We start from the raw sequence: 19,396 nt of genomic DNA on the forward strand, positions 1-19,396 counted from the left end.
CGCTAGGAAGCGCTCTCGGCGGCGATTTCATAGACCGGGCACGCTTTGCCGAAGCCGCGCAGTTGAACCACTGCAACCTCTCGCACCGGCACCTTTGCCTTTGCGGCCGCGGCCGGCCCGATCAGGATTGGCCGACCCAGCCGTTTGGCCTCGTGTTCGAGGCGTGATGTCATGTTGATCGACGGGCCGATCGCGGTGTAGTCGATGCGCTGTTCCGTTCCCATATTGCCAACCGAGCAGACGCCCGTTTCCAGTACCGCCACCGTCCGGATGGCGGGCAGACCCTTGGCTTCAAGCTGGGGATTTGCGGCTTCGACGGCAGTCAGAATCGCCCGGGCGCAGTCGATGGCCCTGTCGATGTGGTCCGGCGCCGGGAGAGGCGCATTCCAGAAGGCGAGCACCGCGTCCCCCATATATTTGTCAATGGTGCCGCTGCGGGCGAAAATCTCGCGGTTGGCGATCTCGAAAAAATGGTTGACCAGCGCCACCGTCTGGTCCGCGCCGAGCGTGGCCGTCAGCGCGGTGAAGCCGCGCACGTCGACCAGCATGGCGGTAATCTCACGGTCGTCCACCTGAAGTGCCGCAGCGGCGTCGGTCTCGGCCAGGTGGCGAACCACCTCTGGCGAGAGAAACTGTCCGAATTGCCGTTGCAGAAGCCGCCTGCGCCGTTCGGCCTCGCGGTAGAGCGCGTATCCGCCCGCCACGCCCATCATAAGCAATCCCACTGCTGGCTGAACACCGTCGAGTAGGGTTTCGCGCTCAGCGTACAGCCAGGCAGCGATTGCAATGGGGGCGAAGATCACCGGCGTTGAAAGAGCAAGGGCGAAAGAAGGCTGCCGTGCAAAAGCCGTCAGCACGATGAGCAGAACCAGGCTCCCACCCGCAAAGAGGCCACGCTCAACGAGTCTCGCATTCCGGAGTTCGTGCAGATACCGGCCCGACAACATCTGGCTCACGAGCATAGCATGAACGTCGGCGCCCAGCCTGTGCACGCCGCGCGCGGTCAGGTGGTATTGGTCGAGCCCTGCCGCGTCGACCGCAAGAATGGCGATTCGGCCGCCGAGCTGTGCTGATGCCCCCGCCCCCAGCAGCTCATTCGCCGGCAGATGCGGCACGGCGGCGGCGGTATCGATTAACCTGATGCGGCCATCCTCGCCGAGCGGCACGGTCACTCCCCCGACCCGGATCGCATCGCCCGGGAGCCCCTCGAGCCGCAATGTGTAACTCCCCGCTGCTTGAGCCACGCGTAGAATATCCATCGAAAACGCCGGCCAAAGCCGTACCTCCCCCGCCGCCGGGCGCTCCGCCCAAACAAGCGGCACCTTGCGGATCACGCCATCTGCATCGGGAAGAGCACGCACGATTCCAAGACCGTCTGCCGCGCGCGCAAGCGCATCAAGCGGCGCCAACCCGCCTGTCACGGTGCCCGGCGCGTCCGGATCGAGCCCCACGACCGACCACCCCGCCTTCTGGGGAACATCGAGCGCACCGGCTTCAGCATCGAGCGACATTGCCAGGACAGTGCGGGCGCCGGTCAACGTCGAGGCGAGCTTGGCGTCACCATCCGCCCCCTCTTGCGAGGAATCGGGTTCGGCAAGAAAGATATCGATTCCGACAGCCGCCGCGCCGCTGGCCAAAATGGCATCGACCAGCTCGGCTATGCGATCCCGGGGCCATGGCCAGCGTCCATACTCATCAAGGCTTGCCTCATCGATCGCCACAACGACAACCTGTTCGAAATCGAGCGGGATCGGCGCAAGCGACTGATGGAGATCGTAGGTCTTTTCGCGCAAAAGGCCCAAAGGGTTCGCAAATACCGCATGAATAAGCAGAAGGCCGGCACCGAGGACGACGAACAGGTGCAGAAGCGCTCTGCTTCCAGGGTGTTTCTTGCCGCCGGCTTTCTTCGCCGTCATGGAGCCGCGTCCCCGGTCGGCAGCTGCCCGCATATGCATGCGAAGACCTTGCGGGCTCGCTTCCCCGTTCTCAACCGCAACGCTGATTCTGCGGATTACAGCTGGCGCTTCCGCCCGGCCGGCCCATTGCTGGCAGAGCGTTTTCGCTCGCCCGGGGGCCTGGAAGGGCACCATCGCGCGACCGGCATGCCGCGGAACTGACACCCGCCGCGCTTGCGCAATGTGCTGCGTCGTACCGCCGGGAGCCGCCGGTCGTCCGCCCTGGCACAGCAGGCGTGACCAGTTGCCGGTCCGTTTCGTCAAGGCGCGCGATCTCCAGGGTCGCGCCGTCCGATACGCACGAAAAGCCCGGATTGGTGATCGTCTTCTTCATATTGCCGACACGGCATACCATTAGCCCGCCGCGCAAGGTGGCGACGCTCTCCCCCCCAAGTACCGCCATGTCGACAATGCCTCCGCGCACCGCAAGCACGATATGCGGTGTCCGTATTTCCGACCTTCCCCGCTTGGAGATCTGGCCGCCATAGATACGGGCGAGTCCGTTGGTCTGGCGCAGCCGGATCGTTCCGCCGCGGCGGGCCGGATCGTAGACGAATTCATCGATGGTCAGTTCCGCGTTCGGTCCCATCCGTGCGCTCGATTCATCTTGGAAGACGATCACGCCCGACCCGGTTGCATTGCTCCTCAGCCGGTCGCCGAGCAAGATGCCGCTTCCGGCGCGAAGACGCGCACCATCCTTGCTCACCGTCGCGCTTTCGGCAGTCAACGCGCCCACGGATTGCGCCTTGGCGGACGGCGCCAACGCGGAAAGCGGCGCGACAATGGCGGCGAGAGAAAGCAGACTGGTCGTTTTACGAAAGGCCATCGTCCCGTCCTCAGTTGAACCGGTAGGTCAGTCCTGTCCTTATTCCCCAGAATTCGCCGTTACGGTTCCCGGCGAACGGACCGGCGTCGGAAATTTCATCCTGACCGTAGGATAGCCGGAAATTGAACTCGGCTCGTGTGGCGATTTGCACAGTGTGATCCCAGTAGAGCTCCCATGCTTTTCGGTCGACCAGATCGGCCGTCACCGGGAATGGCCCGGTAACCGAGGCATAGTCGAGGATCCGCTCCTCGGAATAGCGCCCGCCGAACCGGTGGATCCAGCTTTGTCCGTTTTCAAAAGCATGGAGAAGGTGCGATACGAATGCCCCGGCCTCATAGCCATGCGCCTCGAAATCTGTCCCGCTGCCTGCGAACGACAGGGAGGTGCTCCCCCAGTCGCGATAGCCCGAAGCGTGAGCTCCGACCGCCAGGCCCGCGACGATCCGAACATCGCCGGCAATACCGTACCGTACGCGATGGTCGGTAAACAGATTGCGTGAATTGCCGAGCCAACCATAGCCCGCAAAGGCATGAATGCGGCTCTCGACCGTCGGCCGGAACGATATTTCCGCCTCGGTACCGAATTCCTGCAACTCCCGTCCCCCGCCATGGTCCTGAACCAGACCGTATCCGGAGACATCGAGACGCAACGTATCGGCGATGTCAGGCAACCCCTTCGAGTAGGTGACCTGGGCTTTTCCGGCGAAGGCGTCGAAAATATCCAGATCGCCGTCAAAGTCGGTGTCGTTCAACGCTCGTTCGTATTGCACGGTGCCGCCGAAACGCACTTCGTCCCGCGAGGCGGTATCGAGTTTGCGCACGATCTCCCCATCAACGATGACGAAGGGTGCAAACAGCGACGTCGAGTCCGTCGCCGGTATTGCGGGAACCGTCAGCTCCGCATCGCTGTAGGTCCCGCCGAGAGTGATCGCCATCCGCGCTGTGATGCCGCGCTGCGCGCGCGCATTCAGACGACGCAACCGCGCGATCTCCGCAGCTTGGGCCTCCGAGGAAGTCAGAAGCGCCGCCTCGTCGAGATGAACCCCCGCCAGATCATGAGAGCCAAGCTGGTGATACACGCGAGCAAGAGCGATCCGCACGTCGATATCGTTAGGCGCCGTCAGCAGAATCTCTTCCAACGTCGAAAGAGCTTGATCGTACTGGCCCTCGCGCACCGATTCGACCACAAAGGCGTCAAGCGCGTCACGGCTCCCGAAGTTGGAGACCCGTCGCTCGAAGGCGGTTCCGTAGGAGACGCTTTCTGCCAGCGCATCCCCGAGGGCGAACGCCACCACCAGACCCGCCGCGATAACACGGGCGATACGCGGTGAACACATTCTCTCGAACCGGAACATTGAGCCGTCGGCCCCTCCTGAACTTACGCCTCGTCAGGTTATAAACCGTCGTGCTCTCCGGCCTCCAGTGCATTTCCGCCACACTGCTTGGCTTAGAGTGACTTCTACTTCTCGTTTACCGGCAGTTCGCACAAAAGCGTTGAATCCGGTTGCAGGCCTCCTCGAGAAGAGCTTCCGAAGTCGCGTAGGAAATGCGGAAGTTCGGGCCGAGGCCGAACGCCGAGCCATGCACGACGGCGACGCCCTCGCTCTCCAGAAGTTCGGTCACGAAATCCTCATCGGTTTCCAGAACCTTTCCCGAAGGCGCGGTTTTGCCCATCAGACCCGCGCAGGACGGGTAGACGTAGAACGCGCCCTCCGGTGTCGGACAATCGATGCCGCTCGCCTGGTTGAGCATCGACACCACAAGATCGCGGCGCGCCTGAAACACTTCCTTGTTCTTCGGGATGAAATCCTGGGTTCCGTTCAGGGCCTCGACGGCCGCCCACTGCGCGATCGAGCACGCGCCCGAAGTCTGCTGACCCTGGATCATGTCCATGGCCTTGACCAGTTGCAACGGACCGGCCGCGTAACCGATCCGCCATCCCGTCATCGCATAGGCCTTCGACACGCCGTTCATGGTCAGTGTTCGCTCGTACAGCTTCGGCTCCACCTGAACCGGCGTCTTGAAGACAAAATCGCCATAGACGAGATGCTCGTACATGTCGTCGGTCAGAACCCACACGTGCTCGTGCCGAAGCAGGACATCGGTGATCGCTTTCAGCTCGTTTTCCGAATAGGCCGCGCCGGACGGGTTCGACGGCGAGTTGAAGACCAGCCATTTCGTCTTCGGTGTAATGGCGGCCTCCAGCGCCTCTGGCTTCAGCTTGAACTCGTCCTCCAGCGTCGTCTCGACGAAAACCGGATTTCCGCCGCAGATCGCCACCATCTCCGGATAGCTGACCCAGTAAGGCGCTGGTATGATCACTTCGTCCCCCGGATTGAGGGTCGCCATGAAAGCGTTGAACAGGATCTGTTTGCCGCCGGTTCCGACAATCGTTTGGGAAACTTCGTAGTCGAGACCGTTCTCGCGTTTGAATTTCTCCGTGATCGCCTTTCGAAGTTCGGGGATGCCGGAGACCGGCGTATACTTGGTCTCTCCGCGGTTGATTGCCTCGACCGCGGCTGACTTGATGTTGTCCGGGGTATCGAAATCCGGTTCGCCGGCCCCAAGACCGATCACGTCACGCCCCTGCGCTTTCAACTCGCGCGCCTTCTGGCTGACCGCGATGGTCGCCGAGGGTTTCACGCGGGAAAGGATGTCGGCGAGAAAAGCCATGTCGAATTCTCCTGCAATGACGTTGCGTTGGCTGATCGGCTGGCTGACGGTCGGAACGCGCAAGCTATCTGCTTTATTCCTCTCCGAAGGGCAAGCGTTGCGGTGCAGCACCGAACACGATAACCCTTTCTTAACCATAAATTCATCGCTGGAGCGCATCTTCGGAGCAGGACCGGCGAAGGAGACACGCGCTTGCCCGCGACACGGACATTTGACTTCGAGACGGCGGACGACGGCGCGATTGTCGCCCGGCACGGGGACGTTACGTTGCGGACGGCCTTTCAGCCGGTTTTCCGTTTCCAGAACGGCCGCCTTTCGCCGGTTGCATGCGAGGCACTCCTGCGGGTGATGCGCGGAACGACGCCGGTACTGACGGACGCCTGGTTCTCGTCGCTCGACATGCCCGAATTCCGCCAGATCGAACCCGAGCTCCGGCGACTGCATATTCGCAACGCCAGGCACCTGCCACCGGGACAACAGCGCCTGTTTCTCAATTTCGATCCTCGCATTCCCGAATCTGGGTCGGGGTTCGACGCGATTCTGCGCGAACTGGGTTCGGAACTACGCGATGCCGGCATCTCGCCCGCAGACGTGGTCTGCGAAATTACCGAGGCCCACACCGATCGCACCGAAATCTTGACTCACCTGAGCTACGAGTTGCGTGCTCGCGGCTTCCTCATCGCGGTCGACGATTTTGGCGCGCACGCCTCGCGGCTCGGCCGGGTGACTGCGCTCGCGCCCGACATCGTGAAGTTCGACGGCAATCTGGTACAGCGGCTTCTGGCGACGCGCGCCGGTTTTGGGACCCTGGCGACACTCGTCGCAAGGTTCCGCGATGACGGCATTCATTCGGTGCTCGAAGGCCTCGAGGCGTTGTGGCAGGTCGGTCTGGCGGAAAAGGCAGATGCGGCTATGGTACAGGGTTATGTGCTGGCCGCCCCCCGCCTTGCCGGTCCGGATCTTCCGGCATGGCTCGGCCAGTACCATGTTCCCCGGCACAGCACGAATGTGCAGCTTGCGAAGCGTTACAACTGACCGGCCGGCCTGCGGCATTACCTTGAAATCGCCACAGAATTTCCCGCCCAAGGCCGTTTTGTATCCCCGAACTGGCCGGAATTCGCGGCAACTGTGTGAAAAGACACCGATTCGTCGTTGGCGATGAGGTTTCTGACGGCGGGATCACAGACGGGATTTCCACATGTTCACGGCATTCACGCATATCCGTCGCGAGCGGTCGAGGCATCACCTCCGCGCGGTCGCCCTCATCCTGGCGACCCTGGTGTTCGCCAACATCGTCGCCTTCACCGGATTGGGAGTTGCGGCGCGCGCTGACATGATGGACGGCGCTCTGCCTTACGCGCCGGTGTTTTCGAAACAGCCCGTGTTCCAAGCCTTCGAGCCGGACGGCGCGGTCGCCGTCGACCGGACGATGGTCGTCTCATCGATTAAGCCAGTCACCCGTTCCGCTCTACGGGCCGCACCTCCGGATAGCGCACGCAATTTCGTCGCGACCCGGTCCGGCGAACCGCGCGACCGCTTCTGGCTGATCGTAATCATGACGGCTGCGCTCGGCCTTTTGGGCGGAGTGTCGCTTTACATGCTCCGCAGCCTGGCCAACGAGGTGGCGGCCTCCGACCGCCGCCGGCGCCGGATGCGCCTCTGAGTCGACCGCCAGCGCCTTCAGCGCGCGATTGCGCGGCCTCCCGTGCAACGCCCCGGCTACGCAGTCTCCGTCTCTCGCCATCTTCCTCCGGCCGCATCCGCTGGCGGCCGGATCCCCGCCCGAGATATCTTATAAAATTCATCGCGATCATCTTCATTCTGGTCGGGGTCTTCGCACTAGCGGCGGTTTTCTTCGTGATTTACCGGCGCGCGAGCACCTGGGAGGCTCTTGCCGGCGGTCCCGATCTAGGCCCGTTTGATCCGGCCAAGCCCCTTCGCTCGAACCGCCCCAACGACGCGCTGCTGTGCACCGCGGGCCTGTGCAACGGTGTGAGGATCGATGCCGAGCTCCCGGAAAATGATTCGGCGCCGAGCGAACTGATCGCCCGCATCGAGGAAAGGTTTCGCGCTTCCGGCGAAATCATGGAGCGTGTAGATGACGGCGCAAACCCGGCCAGATTGCGCATCGTGACATGGACGTCGGGGTTTCGTTTTCCCGACACGAACAGCTTCGAAGCGGTCGCTCTTGAAAACCGCAAGACCGGTCTCGTTGCCTGTGCCCGCGCCCAGATCGGCTATTCCGACCGTCGCAAGGACCTGGAACGGCTGCGCGCCGTCACCGTAGGCCTGTAGTGCGTGTCAGCCCTGCCGTTCGGCGGCCAGTTGTTCGGTATCTGCGTCGATGAAGCTTCGGATAGTGCGGATTAGCGTGTGGGCATCGGTGCGTTCACGCCCGTACTCAAGGTTGAAACGATAATCGAAGTCGGGCGGGTTCTTGCCTTGGTTGTGGGTCATCATCGTTTCCAGCTTGTCGAACCCCTTGGCTAAGATCGCCTCGCGCGTGACGCCTTCCTCATATTCCGCCCACAGGGCGGCAACTTCCTTTTCCAGGTCCTCCGGAAGGAAACTTGCGAGCTTCGCGACATCCGCCTGCTCCCGCGCCTTGCGGCCGTCGTCGGGTGACTGATGGATCGCCGGAACATCTCCGGCATAAATCTCTCCGAGATCGTGGACGATGCATAGTTTCAACAGCCGCGCAACGTCGATGCCATCGAGAAGGTCTGAAAAACACATCACGAGCAGGCACAGCCGCCAGCTGTGTTCGGCGACACTTTCCGGCTGTCCCTCGATCGTAAATCCGCTGCGATGAATGTCCTTCATGCGGCCTGCCTCGCGCACGAATGCAAGCCGCTTTTCGAGGTCACCGTCGGATTGCGCCATCATTAACCGCCCACGGGCCAGACAATCGGCCACGATTGCGGGTCGCCGCTGCCGCATTCGGCGGTGGCGCGCGCCTCGATCAGTACGAACGCATTTTCGCTCTCGCCCGTCTTCCAGGCCCAGCGATTCAGGATGCCACAATCCCCGGCCGCGCGCCCTTTGAATAAGCTGGTAAGAATCTTCCGTTCGTCGTCCCACTCGACATTCCATGCCGTCGAACTGGTGCTCGGCCCCTCTTCGGCAATTACCGGAAAGGCCACCCTGTTGAACCGTGGTCCGTCCCGCTCCCAGAAGGCGTAGGGCTGGTTGAATGCATCGCCGGACCCGCACGGCAGACCAATCAGCCGAACGCCGGCGCCGGCCTCTGCATCGAATCCGCCGAGTTTGGCGAAGGGCTGCTCCTGCAACCCGCCGCATGAGCCGCTCGGGCTCGTGAATTCCGAACGCAACTGAAACGGAATATCGGAAAATGAGACGACTTCGCGGATGGTCCCCTCGCCGCCAGAGGTTCCAGGGCCATCAGCCTGCAGTGCGTCCGGCCGCCCGACACGGCCTTGTACCTCGTCCATGAAGATCAGGCCGGCGACGAACCCGGCAAGTGAGAATCGTGAAACCGTATCAACACCGCGGGTCCGGTAGGATACGCGCAGCGTCCGTCCCGTTTTCGCGGACCCCATCAACGCGGCGATTTCCTCCCTGCCGCGAAAAAGGTATTCGTACACGGCCGCGCGATACGACAGGTCAGCGACCGGAAGGCGCACGATCTCGGCCCCGTCGATCTCCAGGAGAACGTCGGACCCAGGGGTCAGCGTCTCGCGCACCCCGAGGACAAGTTCGACGGGCGCATCCGGACTTGCACGACGCCGGAATGTGACCGTGTAGAGTTCGGACTGCGCATTGTATGCTGAGACATCGCAGGTCAGGGCGTCGTTGCAGCTGACGCTGATATCACGGATACGCTTGAACTGGCTGGCCATCGCCGGAAGGACGGCCACCAAGCAGAATAGGACGACCAGCCAGACCACGGTTTGCCGCAATGCTGAGGCTCGGAAATCCCTCGAAACGCTTGGCTGCATGGATAAAGTCTGACCCTGTTGTCATCGGGTTCCAAACCTATATCAGTCACTTGGCGCAAGAAAGGGATAACGGGGCAGCACTTCACGCGGATTTGAGACGCTCGCTCCCCACAGAGCCGCCCGATTGGTGTTCGCGCGTGGTTTCACGCAGGGTCAGCGCCCTGTTCCGTGTGAACTCGACAGTTGCTTGCGGTGCCTCGACGGGCCGGCAAAGGTAAAACCCCTGTGCCTCGTCGACACCCGCCGCCTTCAGGGCGGACAACTGCTCTGGCGTTTCTATTCCTTCCGCAATCGTGCGCATACCGTATTCGGCCGCTACGCTGACGAGCGTGCGCACCAACGCGCGCGAGCGCCGGTCCCGATCGACCGTATCGACGAACAACTTGTCGATCTTCAATATGGCCGCGCCGAACTTTTGGATTGCCGCCAGGCCGTTATGCCCTGTGCCCGTATCGTCAATCGCGCACCTGACGCCCAACTGTCCCAAGGCGGCGATATTCGTCGTCGCCTGCCCGTGATCAGTAATCTCGCCTCGTTCGGTGATCTCGACGATAACGCGGTCAGACGGAAACCCTGACTTGTTCAGACTCTTGGAGAGAAAGTCCGGAAAATCCGGAGCACAGATCTGAGCCGATGTCACGTTGAACGCGAAAGTCACGGCAGCGTCATCAAGAAGGTCCCGCATCAGGACCGCGGTCTGTGCAATCAGGGACGAAAGCAGTTCGTCTCCCCATCCGTGCGCCTCTATCGTGGGAATGAACGTTGCCGGCGGGATCATCCCGCCGTCCTTCTGCGGCCAGCGGGCAAGTACCTCGAAGCCGGTGATCTCCCGCGTTCTGAGATCATAGCTCGGCTGAAAATACGGAACGATTTCGCCGCGATGAATGGCCGTTCGCACGGCCTTTGCCGGGTTGCCCCCCGGACCTACCCCCCGGGCGACAAGATAGCCGAGAATAATCGAGCCAATGACAAGAAGGGAAAGGATCCCGGGATTGTCAGTGTTACCGGGTTCGGAAATGACGGCCTGCGGCACGCTGATCGACGCGACCAGCGGATAGCGCTCGGAGGCCGCCCTGAACGCCACTAGGTCGTCAGGCGCCTCGGCGCCCCTATACGTTGCGATAACCTCACCACTGGTCAACGTCAGTTCATTTTTACCGGCGGATCGCCACTCCCAGGGCAGGATGTCGAACACCAGCGCATCAGTGTTGATCAGTGCGGTCGCGGATATCCCCGATGACAACTCCCATGTCACGGTAACCGACGAATTTTCGCCAAGCTTGATTCCCTTCATGAAAATCTTGGGATTTCGAGCGCGGAGACCTCCGGATGCGAGGTTCAATCCCTTCAGAAAATCAACGTGCGACGAAAGATTGCAGGTACGGTCACCCGAATTCACGATGATGCTTTTCAGGGATCCTGACAGGAACACCGCTTGCTCCAGACTTTTGACCGAACTTGGGTCGCAGTTGAGACGACCGGCCTCGAGCAATTTGGCGAGTTCGATGATGGCGTAGTCGATCGCGATCTCTGACCGCCTCAACATGGCTTTCGTCATTGCCGTGATGGTGTGGCGATTGAACGCCTCAACCGCGCGCACATGCGCTTGGTGGGAGGCAAAGATGAAGAACGCCGCCAACGGCAGCGCAAGCAGGACGACGGTCAGTTGTGTTCGAATCCGTGAGGCGATTTGCACCTTCATGGTGAAATCGTTAGCAGGCGGTTCTGACCAACGCCTTAACCGGCGTCCTCAAAAACTGCGTTTCGCGGTCGCCCGTGGCACACACTCCAAGCGAGAAGATTTTCCGTGAACCGAGCAACCGCCAACCTGCTGCTACTGATCACGGGCGCGACCTGGGGAATCGGGTTCGTGGCTCAGTCGACGGCGATGGAGGCAATAGGGCCGATCCTGTTCACGGGAGTCCGGTTTCTCGCTGCCGCGCTGGCGGTCCTGCCGCTTGCAATTCTGGAGGCGCGCCGAGCCGGCAAGCCAGTTGTCCCGGGGGTGCCCATGCTGCGCCGCTATGTGCTGCTCGGCCTCCTGCTCTTCCTTTCTCTGTCCACCCAGCAGATCGGGCTCCTGACCACCAGCGTTACCAATTCCGGATTTCTCACGGGCCTCTACGTGGTCATAACGCCGTTTCTCGGCGTTGCGCTGTGGCGCGTCTGGCCGCATCCGGTCGTCTGGCCCGCCGCCCTGCTGACGCTCGGCGGCATTTATCTGCTTTCAGGCGGCGCTTTGACCGGTCTGACGGCGGGCGACTGGTGGACGATCCTCTGCGCATTTCTGTGGGCGTGCCATGTCCAGTATCTCGGTCGGGTGGCGGGCGCCGCTCGCCCGCTGCAACTCGCCTGTACCCAATTCTTCATCTGCGCGATTATCGGCATCGGCCTGGCGCCGCTCGTCGAGCCGGTCGGTTTCGATCTGGTCGCCGGCGCCATGGGCGAGATCCTGTTCGCGGGCGTCGTCTCCGGCGGCATCGCATTTACGCTCCAGGCGATCGCCCAGCGTCACACCACGGCCCCGCAGGCCGCCATCTTCATGTCGTCCGAGGCGCTTTTTGCCGCCTTCTTCGGTGCACTGCTGCTCGGCGAGCGCATGGGGTTGCTGGGGCTTGCCGGCTGTCTGTTGATTTTCACCGCCATGCTGCTGGTCGAACTCCTGCCGATGATGCGCCGCAGAGATCCGAGTAAAGCCTGAAACGGGCCTCGCGAGGTGTTGCGGCATTCAAATCACCCGGCGCATCGCCCGGCGTGATCCCCCTGCCGCCGCGGTCGCGCCCGACGCTCCGAGCCGCCGCCACAATCGAGGTCGCCAAAGCCTCTGGTTTTTCGGCAACCGCGGCGGACTGTGCCCAGACTGTGGCCGGATCGCGGCGGCAGAAGAAAATTATATCATTGTTTTTGTTTATTTTTATACACGCAACGTGATTTGAAATCAGGCCTCAGCGGACGCTTATTCGGTACGTCACCGGCGGCGTCGAAAAGCCCCCCTCCCCGATCCCGTGGAAGCGTCGCCGGCGACAACCACCGCACCATTGTTCTCGAAGACGGTTCCAGCTGGCTGTTGGCTGACGACATCGATCTCGCCGGCATTGCCGACGGCGACAGCGACATCCGTGAAAAAGATGCAATCTGCGACCGTTCGTTCCTGAGGCCTTTAGAGGATGACGGCGACGGCTTCCGATCCGTCCTCCCTCTTCCTCTTCGGCAAGTTTCTCGAAAGAAGGTAAATTTGCGGCGGATTCTCGCCATAATCAAGTTATTGTTTTAAAATAACAAATCCTGTTGCAGCGAGCTAGAATCTTCCCTATTGGAAATCCGCCCGGCAGCGCTGCCGGATCGGCCGCCTCCTGATCCCGGGTTTTGTTTTTACGGAAAACCGAAATGAGAAAAGCTCTCATCGCATTGGCTGCAAGCTTGTTTGCGGCCGTGGGCGCCAACGCCGCCCAGTTCCAGGCTCTTGTAATTGAAATCGATCACGAAGCCCGCCTCGTGACGCTGGACGACGGACAGCAACTGACCATCGTCGAAACCGCCGACCACACGGATATCGAGGCCGGCGACGCCGTGACGATCACCACCAACGACGACACCGGCAAGGTGACGGATATTTATCCGGTCGAGTAAGCGTCGGCTCTTCCGGAAGCGGCCGGGCCCCGCGCCCGGCCAATTGCTTTGGGAGCGCGGCCCGCGCGGCCCGCCGGTCCTTCACGGCTGTACAGGCCTGTCCGCCATGGAGAGATGCAGATCCGGCCCGTCATACGGATGTGCCCGCGCTACCGCCTCATCCACCTCGATTCCGAGCCCCGGCTCGTCCGGAACGATCGTATAGCCGTCCTCCACGCGCAGCGGCGTCTTCAGCAATTCTGCGTGAAAGCCGCCCCAGTCCTTGATCGCCTCGAGAAGCAGGAAGTTCGGCAGGGTCGCCGCCAACTGGATGTTGGCCGCCGCGGTTACCGGGCCGCAATAGCAATGCGGCGCCACCTGCGCGTGATGCACTTCCGCGAGCGCCGCGATCTTCTTGCCTTCCAGGATTCCGCCCGATCGGCCAAGGTCCGGCTGGATAATCTGCGCCGCGCCCAGCGCGAGAAGCCGCGCGAACTCGTACTTCGTCGTCAGCCTCTCGCCGGTTGCCACCGGTATCGACGTCTTGCGCGCGAACTCGGCCATCGCCTCGGGCATGTCCGGCGGCACCGGCTCCTCGAACCAGAGCGGATCGTAGCGTTCGATCGCGCGCGCCATCCGCGCCGCGCCCGAAGGCGTGAACTGACCGTGAGTGCCGAACAGGATGTCGGCGCGCGACCCGACCGCCTCCCGCACCGCCTTCATCATCTGCGCCGACCGCTCGATATCCGTCAGCAACGGCTGGTGCGGATCGTATATGGTGTAAGGTCCGGCGGGGTCGAACTTCACCGCTGTAAACCCCTGGCGGACCCAGTACTCGGCATTTTCCGCAGCCAGTTCCGGCTCGTTATAGACCGACCGTCCTTCCGTCTTGTCCGGATAGATCGAGCCGGTGGCCGGATAGAGATAGGTGTACGATCTGAGAGCCTCGTGCACCCGCCCGCCGATCAGCGCATGGACGGGCTTGCCCGCTTCCTTGCCGATAATGTCCCAGCAGGCCATTTCCAGCGCCGAATAACAGCCCATCATCGATAGGTCGGGACGCTGCGAAAACCCGGAGGAATAGCAACGCCGGAAGAGTGCCTCGATTTCGTGCGGGTCGTGGCCGACGAGATGCCGCGCACCGGCGTCCTCGATCATCGCCGCCATCGTGTGCGGGCCGAAGCTTGCTCCGTAGGCTTCGCCCCAGCCGGATACGCCGCCGTCTGTCGTCAGTTTCACGAACAGGAAATAGCGCCCACCCGGCGTTCCTTCCGGCGTCCCTACGACGAATGTCTCGACATCCTTGATCTGCATGGCGCGCCTCCCCGCCCCCACTCAATCGAAGACGATGACGTTGCGCAACGCTTCACCGCGCCGGGTCGACTCGATCGCCTCGTTGATCCCGTCGAGCGGATAGCGGCCGGTGATCAGTTCGTCGAGCTTCAGCCGCCCCGACTGATAAAGCGCTGCGAGATAGGGAATATCGCGCGACACACGGGAAGACCCCATCTTGGATCCGACGATCTTCTGGCTCCAGCCCGCGAGCGTGCCGGGATCGTATTCCCCGGTGACGCCGAGCGGCGGCATTCCGACGATGACGATGGTGCCGTTGCGGGTGATATATTGCGACGCCCCATCGATGGCGGACTTGGCGCCCACGGTCACGAACACGAAATCCGCGCCGCGCCCTTCGGTGATGGCCATGAGCGCATCGCGTGGGTCGCCATGCGCCGGATTCACGGCCAAAGTCGCGCCGAAGCGCTTGGCCGCATCCAGTTTTGCGTCGGAGAGGTCGATCGCGGTGATGGTCCGCGCGGCGCAAGCGGCTGCGCCCTGGATGGCGTTCAGCCCCACACCGCCGCAGCCGATCACCGCGACATGGCTCCCCGCCGGAACCTGCGCGGTGTTGGTGACCGCCCCGAAACCGGTGATCACCCCACAGGCGAGAAGCGACGCGCTGTCGAACGCGATATCCCTGGAAATCACCGCCACCTGGCTGCGCTCGACCACCACCTTTTCCGCGAACGCGCCGGTGCGCAGACCCTGCACAAGGCCGGTCCCGTCCTGCCCGAGGATCGCAGAACGCCGATCGAGCGGGAAAACCTCCTCGCACAAAACCTGGTGCCCGCCCGAACAATAATGGCAGCACCCGCACGAGCGGATCAGCGTGACAACCACGTGATCCCCCGGCGCGATGCCGCGCACGCCGGATCCGGTCTGCTCGACCACCCCCGCCGCCTCGTGTCCGAGGACCATCGGAGGTTCTCCGCCCCATCCCCCGTCGGCGTAGACGATGTCGGAATGGCAGATCGCACAGGCCTTGATGGCAATCTTGACCTCTCCGGGCCCCGGATCTGCCAGCCTCACGGTTTCGATTGAAAGCGGCGCGCCGAACGAGCGGCAGACCGCCGCACGGATTGTGTTGGTCATGGCCGGAGGGCCCCCGGTTGCGTTGCGCGCCGAAGGTAAAAGCGCAGCTTCCGGACCGTCCGCGTGCAGGGCGACACTCCTTGTCGTGATTGTGATGCAGTCTCCATCGCCGCACGGCCCGGTTGCGCTGGGTGGGCGAATATCCTTCACTGAATCAGATGCAATGGAGTGGCGATGACAAAACCGGCTGGAAATCTCGCTCCGAAGGGCGAACTCACCCTGCGTACCCTTGCCATGCCAGGCGACACCAATGCCGCCGGCGACATCTTCGGCGGCTGGGTGATGGCGCAGATGGACCTCGCTTCGGGCATTCGCGGAGCCGAAGTCGCGCGCGGGCGTATCGTCACTGCCGCGGTCAATGAGATGTCGTTTGCGATGCCGGTGAAGGTCGGCGACACGCTCTGCGTCTATACCGATATCGAGCGGATCGGCCGCACATCGATGGTGATGCGCATCGAGGCTTGGGCGCAACGCTATCTCTCACACGTCATGGACAAGGTAACGGACGCCCGCTTTGTCATGGTCGCACTTGACGGCGACGGCAAGCCGACGCCGATCCCAAGATAGCCGAATCTGCCGAAACGGAAGGCAAATTTCACCATTAATTAAAGAGGTTTCGCATAGCATAGGCGATCCTCTCGGTCCTCATGATGACGGGCCATCGCTCCGCCGACGCCGGCATGTCACCCAGCAACTGTGTCGAAGACTGCCTCTTTCCTCGCTGTACAGGACAGGGCGCAGCGGGGGAGACAGAAATCTTGCACGGAAATCGTTCTAACCGCGCGAAATTCTCTCGCAGCGCCGCACTCGTCATAATCGGCGGCATATGCATCGCTGGTGCCGGCTACCATTTCGCCAGAACTGCAATTGAAGCGACGCTTCGCGACGATGCAATCATGACCGCCGAAAACTGGGGGCGATATCTGGGCAATGCGATCAAGGATATAGAGGACATCGCCGCGGGCCAGCCGGCATCAGAGGCCAGCGAGCACCTTTTGCAGGCCTCGCGCGCCATCGGCAATGTTTTTCGCTACAAGATATTCGATCCCGATGGCCGGCTCGTCCTGATCTCGGACGATCCCGATTACACACCGGAGGAGGCTTCCCTTTCGAAGCACAATCCCACCGCTGCTTCGGTGGTGGCAACGAAGATGCCGCACTTGGAATTCAAGACCGGTGACGGTGTTGAACGACCGCTTTACTACTCCGAAGCGTACGTTCCCCTGCAACGCAACGGACGATCCGTCGGCACGATCGAGGTCTATGTCGATCAGGCCAAAAGCCGTGCGGCCATGACGGCAACATTTCGAAAGCTTCTGCTACAGATAGTTGGCGCAATCCTCGTGGCATTCGCCATTCCGGCCGCGGGCTTTCTGATGCGCTCCCGCCAGCAAATCAGGACGCTGGACCGGCTCCAGCACGTCGCCCATCATGACGACCTGACCAGTGCGATGAACCGGACGTCCTTTACCGACTCGATGGCGACGCTCGTGCGCGATGATATTCCCTTCGCGGTCCACTTCTTGGACCTTGACCGCTTCAAGGGAGTGAATGACACGCTCGGGCACGCAATTGGTGATGCGCTACTCAGTGAGGTCGTAGCACGCCTGAGTCGGTTGGGGGATTCCTCAACATTCATCGGACGCGTCGGTGGCGACGAATTCGCCGTATGTCAGATCAACGCCGATTCCGAACGCACCGGCAAATTTGCCCGCCTGATTGTTTCCGCCCTCGGGCTCCCGTTCACGGTTGGCCAGCACGAAATTCAGATCGGCGGCAGCGTCGGGTACAGTGTCTTTCCGGGAGACGGGGAGAGCGCTGAGGATTTGATCCGGGCAGCCGATGTCGCGCTGTACCAGGCTAAATCGACGGGCCGGGGCAAGGCTGTGAAATATGAGATCTCGATGGACGATGAACGCCAGCAGCGCGTTTTACTCGAGGAACGGCTGCGCCACGCGCTGCAGCACTCCGAATTCGAGATCTACTATCAGCCATTGTTCAGCACCATGGATCGCCGGCTTCGCGGGTTTGAAGCGCTGTTACGTTTACGCGATGACGATGGCTATCTTGTCCCGCCGGACGTCTTCATTCCTGTCGCCGAAGAAATGGGGCTCATTACGGCCGTCGGCGAATGGGTGCTGAATGAGGCAACGGCCTTCGCCCAGGGATGGCCGGGAGATCTGACGGTCGCGGTCAATCTGTCGGCCATCCAGTTCGAGACCGGCCGACTGGTCGAGACGGTGAGAAACGCTCTCGAGGCGTCGGATCTGACACCGTCCAGGCTTGAACTCGAGATCACCGAGAGCCTGCTGATCAAGGATCCGGCGAACGTTCTTGGCCAGTTGTTGGAACTACGCAGCCTCGGTGCACGGATTGCGCTGGATGATTTCGGCACCGGCTATTCGAGCTTGAGTTACCTTTGGAAGTTTCCATTCGACAAGTTGAAGATCGACCGGTCGTTCATGCTGGAGCTTGAGGACGCAGACGGCAAGCCGCGCGAAATTCTCAAGACCATCGTCGCTTTGTGCAGGACTCTCAATCTTTCCGTGACCGCGGAGGGTGTGGAAACCAACGAGCAGCTTGCCGCGCTGCGGGAACTTCAGTGCGACCAGTCGCAGGGCTTCTTGCTTGGCCGGCCGATGCCTGCCAGCCAGATTCCCTCGTTCATGATGTCCATTTCGTCGGAGCCCCTGAGCGCGACGGTGAAAGAACCCTTGGTGGGGCGCGCCGGATAATCGTAGCGCCGCTTCCAATGAGGCAATTGCGGTCGGCTCCCGCCGCAGTTTCGACGCTGCGTCATTTCCTCACATATTGAACCCGCATACCAGCACGCGTGAGAACGTTCCGGCAGGGGACACGAGAATCGGATAGCGTGTCCGCTGGACTGGACATTTACTCGCAAGGACATCTGAAATCATGGCTCATCCACCTCGTCGCCACGTCAGCCCTATCGATAAGGCAGAAGCGTTATTCAAAGCCGCCACAACCAAACGCGCCGAGACAGGCGATAAGCCCCGCGAGAATCCGATTCCGCGCGCAAAGGAGACGGTATCGCTGCGCATCGACGGCGATGTGCTGGCTCACTTTCAGGAAGACGGTCCCGGCTGGCAGGATCGCATCAATGCAGCGCTGCGCGACGCAGCCGGCCTCGACTGACGGGACACCCTTTAATCGCAGTACCGGCTTCCGCCTGACCGGCGGCGCAGATCGAAGTGAAAATGATCGGCGTGATCGGCATTGCTTCCGGGCCCGAGCACCGTCGCGAAATGATCGCAGGCCCCGGCCCGCACCCGCTTGAGAAAGCTTTTCTCGCGGAGCGCGAAGAAACCCGGGCGGGCCACATCGATCGTCCGTCCGTTCTTCAGTTCGATCGAACCGATGTCCAGTGCATTGCCGCTCGCATGTTCCGACCATTGGCCGGAACCATTGATCCTGCGGCACGAATAGGACGACATTTGCCGGATTGTGCGAATGCCGGTGAGGTAGCGCATGCGCGCTGCCGGGGCGAGATCACCCTGCGCCCAGCGCGCCGCTTCTTCGGCCATTGCGCAATTGAGCGTCGCCGCCGGTTCGAGCGCGATCGTACGCCCGAGAGACGAGACTTCGACCGGATGTGCGATCCCGCACGCGGCGCTTTCATAGATGGGAGGAAGTTCGCGAAACGATACGCCAAGTCGCTTCAGCCGCCTGCGGCATTGTGCTTCTTCAGCCGGCATCGAACTGGACTTGCCGAACCCGGGAATACTGATCCGGGGCAGACCCCAGCTTTGCGGGCGCGTGGCAGTTGGTGTGTCGCCTCTGAATGGAACCGCTATTTCGCGTATCCCGCACGCTCCGAGAACAAGCGCACAGACGACAAGGGCGCCATAGCCGGCGGCTGTGTGTCCTCGCATGTGATCTATCCATCCGTCTTGCGGGTCGAGGACCCGATGTCCCTGACGAAAG

19 protein-coding genes are annotated in these 19,396 nt (G+C 61.8%); 9 read left to right on the plus strand and 10 right to left on the minus strand.

The genetic code is table 11. From position 1 onward, the window contains the following. Positions 1-2: 2 nt before the first annotated feature. The 4 genes from LC298_RS11340 to LC298_RS11355 form a co-directional block, all read right to left on the minus strand. On the minus strand, positions 3-1,916 hold the full coding sequence (locus LC298_RS11340) for a CHASE2 domain-containing protein (protein WP_158284721.1): 1,914 nt from the start codon (positions 1,914-1,916) through the stop codon (positions 3-5). A 70-nt stretch (positions 1,917-1,986) separates the two neighbouring features. Continuing rightward, on the minus strand, positions 1,987-2,781 hold the full coding sequence (locus LC298_RS11345; RefSeq protein WP_131567246.1) for a FecR family protein: 795 nt from the start codon (positions 2,779-2,781) through the stop codon (positions 1,987-1,989). A 10-nt stretch (positions 2,782-2,791) separates the two neighbouring features. Beyond that, positions 2,792-4,135, minus strand: coding sequence for a tetratricopeptide repeat protein (locus tag LC298_RS11350; RefSeq protein WP_131567248.1), 1,344 nt, complete (start codon positions 4,133-4,135; stop codon positions 2,792-2,794). A 115-nt stretch (positions 4,136-4,250) separates the two neighbouring features. Further along, positions 4,251-5,453: a pyridoxal phosphate-dependent aminotransferase gene (locus tag LC298_RS11355; protein WP_131567249.1), complete on the minus strand. Its 1,203-nt coding sequence runs from the start codon at positions 5,451-5,453 to the stop codon at positions 4,251-4,253. A 192-nt stretch (positions 5,454-5,645) separates the two neighbouring features. Here LC298_RS11355 and LC298_RS11360 point away from each other — a divergent pair, with 192 nt between their 5' ends. The 3 genes from LC298_RS11360 to LC298_RS11370 all read left to right on the plus strand — a co-directional run bounded on the left by LC298_RS11360 (position 5,646) and on the right by LC298_RS11370 (position 7,748). Beyond that, complete coding sequence (locus tag LC298_RS11360) at positions 5,646-6,488, plus strand: EAL domain-containing protein (RefSeq protein ID WP_158284723.1); 843 nt, start codon at positions 5,646-5,648, stop codon at positions 6,486-6,488. 163 nt (positions 6,489-6,651) lie between these two features. Beyond that, the gene (locus LC298_RS11365) at positions 6,652-7,116 is read left to right on the plus strand and encodes a hypothetical protein (protein ID WP_131567253.1); all 465 of its coding nucleotides are present in this window, start codon (positions 6,652-6,654) and stop codon (positions 7,114-7,116) included. 194 nt (positions 7,117-7,310) lie between these two features. Next, complete coding sequence (locus tag LC298_RS11370) at positions 7,311-7,748, plus strand: hypothetical protein (protein ID WP_131567254.1); 438 nt, start codon at positions 7,311-7,313, stop codon at positions 7,746-7,748. Between the two features lie 6 nt (positions 7,749-7,754). On the opposite strand, the gene LC298_RS11375 is transcribed toward LC298_RS11370, so the two are convergent. The 3 genes from LC298_RS11375 to LC298_RS11385 all read right to left on the minus strand — a co-directional run bounded on the left by LC298_RS11375 (position 7,755) and on the right by LC298_RS11385 (position 11,114). After that, positions 7,755-8,336 carry an HD domain-containing protein gene (locus tag LC298_RS11375; protein WP_317851178.1) on the minus strand — a complete coding sequence of 194 codons (582 nt, stop codon included), beginning with the start codon at positions 8,334-8,336 and terminating at the stop codon, positions 7,755-7,757. A gap of 2 nt (positions 8,337-8,338) precedes the next feature. Then, complete coding sequence (locus LC298_RS11380) at positions 8,339-9,373, minus strand: DUF1176 domain-containing protein (protein ID WP_158284724.1); 1,035 nt, start codon at positions 9,371-9,373, stop codon at positions 8,339-8,341. A gap of 121 nt (positions 9,374-9,494) precedes the next feature. After that, entirely contained in the window at positions 9,495-11,114 is a 1,620-nt protein-coding gene (locus LC298_RS11385; protein WP_131567261.1) for an EAL domain-containing protein, read from the minus strand. 105 nt (positions 11,115-11,219) lie between these two features. Between LC298_RS11385 and LC298_RS11390 the strand changes: the two genes are divergently transcribed. The 3 genes from LC298_RS11390 to LC298_RS11400 all read left to right on the plus strand — a co-directional run bounded on the left by LC298_RS11390 (position 11,220) and on the right by LC298_RS11400 (position 13,042). Further along, a complete protein-coding gene (locus LC298_RS11390; RefSeq protein ID WP_131567263.1) occupies positions 11,220-12,113 on the plus strand; it encodes a DMT family transporter in 894 nt (297 codons plus the stop codon). Between the two features lie 150 nt (positions 12,114-12,263). Further along, positions 12,264-12,686: a hypothetical protein gene (locus LC298_RS11395; protein WP_131567265.1), complete on the plus strand. Its 423-nt coding sequence runs from the start codon at positions 12,264-12,266 to the stop codon at positions 12,684-12,686. Positions 12,687-12,799: 113 nt separating this feature from the next. Continuing rightward, on the plus strand, positions 12,800-13,042 hold the full coding sequence (locus LC298_RS11400) for a DUF1344 domain-containing protein (protein WP_131567267.1): 243 nt from the start codon (positions 12,800-12,802) through the stop codon (positions 13,040-13,042). Between the two features lie 81 nt (positions 13,043-13,123). Here the strand turns inward: LC298_RS11400 and LC298_RS11405 are convergent, their stop codons facing one another. Then, a complete protein-coding gene (locus tag LC298_RS11405) occupies positions 13,124-14,335 on the minus strand; it encodes a mandelate racemase/muconate lactonizing enzyme family protein (RefSeq protein WP_131567269.1) in 1,212 nt (403 codons plus the stop codon). 21 nt (positions 14,336-14,356) lie between these two features. Continuing rightward, positions 14,357-15,451 carry a Zn-dependent alcohol dehydrogenase gene (locus LC298_RS11410; protein ID WP_199223228.1) on the minus strand — a complete coding sequence of 365 codons (1,095 nt, stop codon included), beginning with the start codon at positions 15,449-15,451 and terminating at the stop codon, positions 14,357-14,359. 174 nt (positions 15,452-15,625) lie between these two features. Here LC298_RS11410 and LC298_RS11415 point away from each other — a divergent pair, with 174 nt between their 5' ends. The 3 genes from LC298_RS11415 to LC298_RS11425 all read left to right on the plus strand — a co-directional run bounded on the left by LC298_RS11415 (position 15,626) and on the right by LC298_RS11425 (position 18,607). Beyond that, positions 15,626-16,018, plus strand: a complete 393-nt coding sequence (locus LC298_RS11415; RefSeq protein WP_131567271.1) for an acyl-CoA thioesterase — start codon at positions 15,626-15,628, stop codon at positions 16,016-16,018. A 191-nt stretch (positions 16,019-16,209) separates the two neighbouring features. Next, positions 16,210-18,186 carry a putative bifunctional diguanylate cyclase/phosphodiesterase gene (locus tag LC298_RS11420; RefSeq protein WP_158284725.1) on the plus strand — a complete coding sequence of 659 codons (1,977 nt, stop codon included), beginning with the start codon at positions 16,210-16,212 and terminating at the stop codon, positions 18,184-18,186. Positions 18,187-18,367: 181 nt separating this feature from the next. Continuing rightward, positions 18,368-18,607, plus strand: coding sequence for a BrnA antitoxin family protein (locus LC298_RS11425; protein ID WP_131567274.1), 240 nt, complete (start codon positions 18,368-18,370; stop codon positions 18,605-18,607). Between the two features lie 11 nt (positions 18,608-18,618). On the opposite strand, the gene LC298_RS11430 is transcribed toward LC298_RS11425, so the two are convergent. Further along, a complete protein-coding gene (locus LC298_RS11430) occupies positions 18,619-19,344 on the minus strand; it encodes an extensin-like domain-containing protein (protein WP_131567276.1) in 726 nt (241 codons plus the stop codon). Positions 19,345-19,396 lie beyond the last annotated feature (52 nt).

Source organism: Oricola cellulosilytica, assembly GCF_019966575.1.
In the GTDB taxonomy this organism is placed as follows: Bacteria; Pseudomonadota; Alphaproteobacteria; order Rhizobiales; family Rhizobiaceae; genus Oricola; species Oricola cellulosilytica.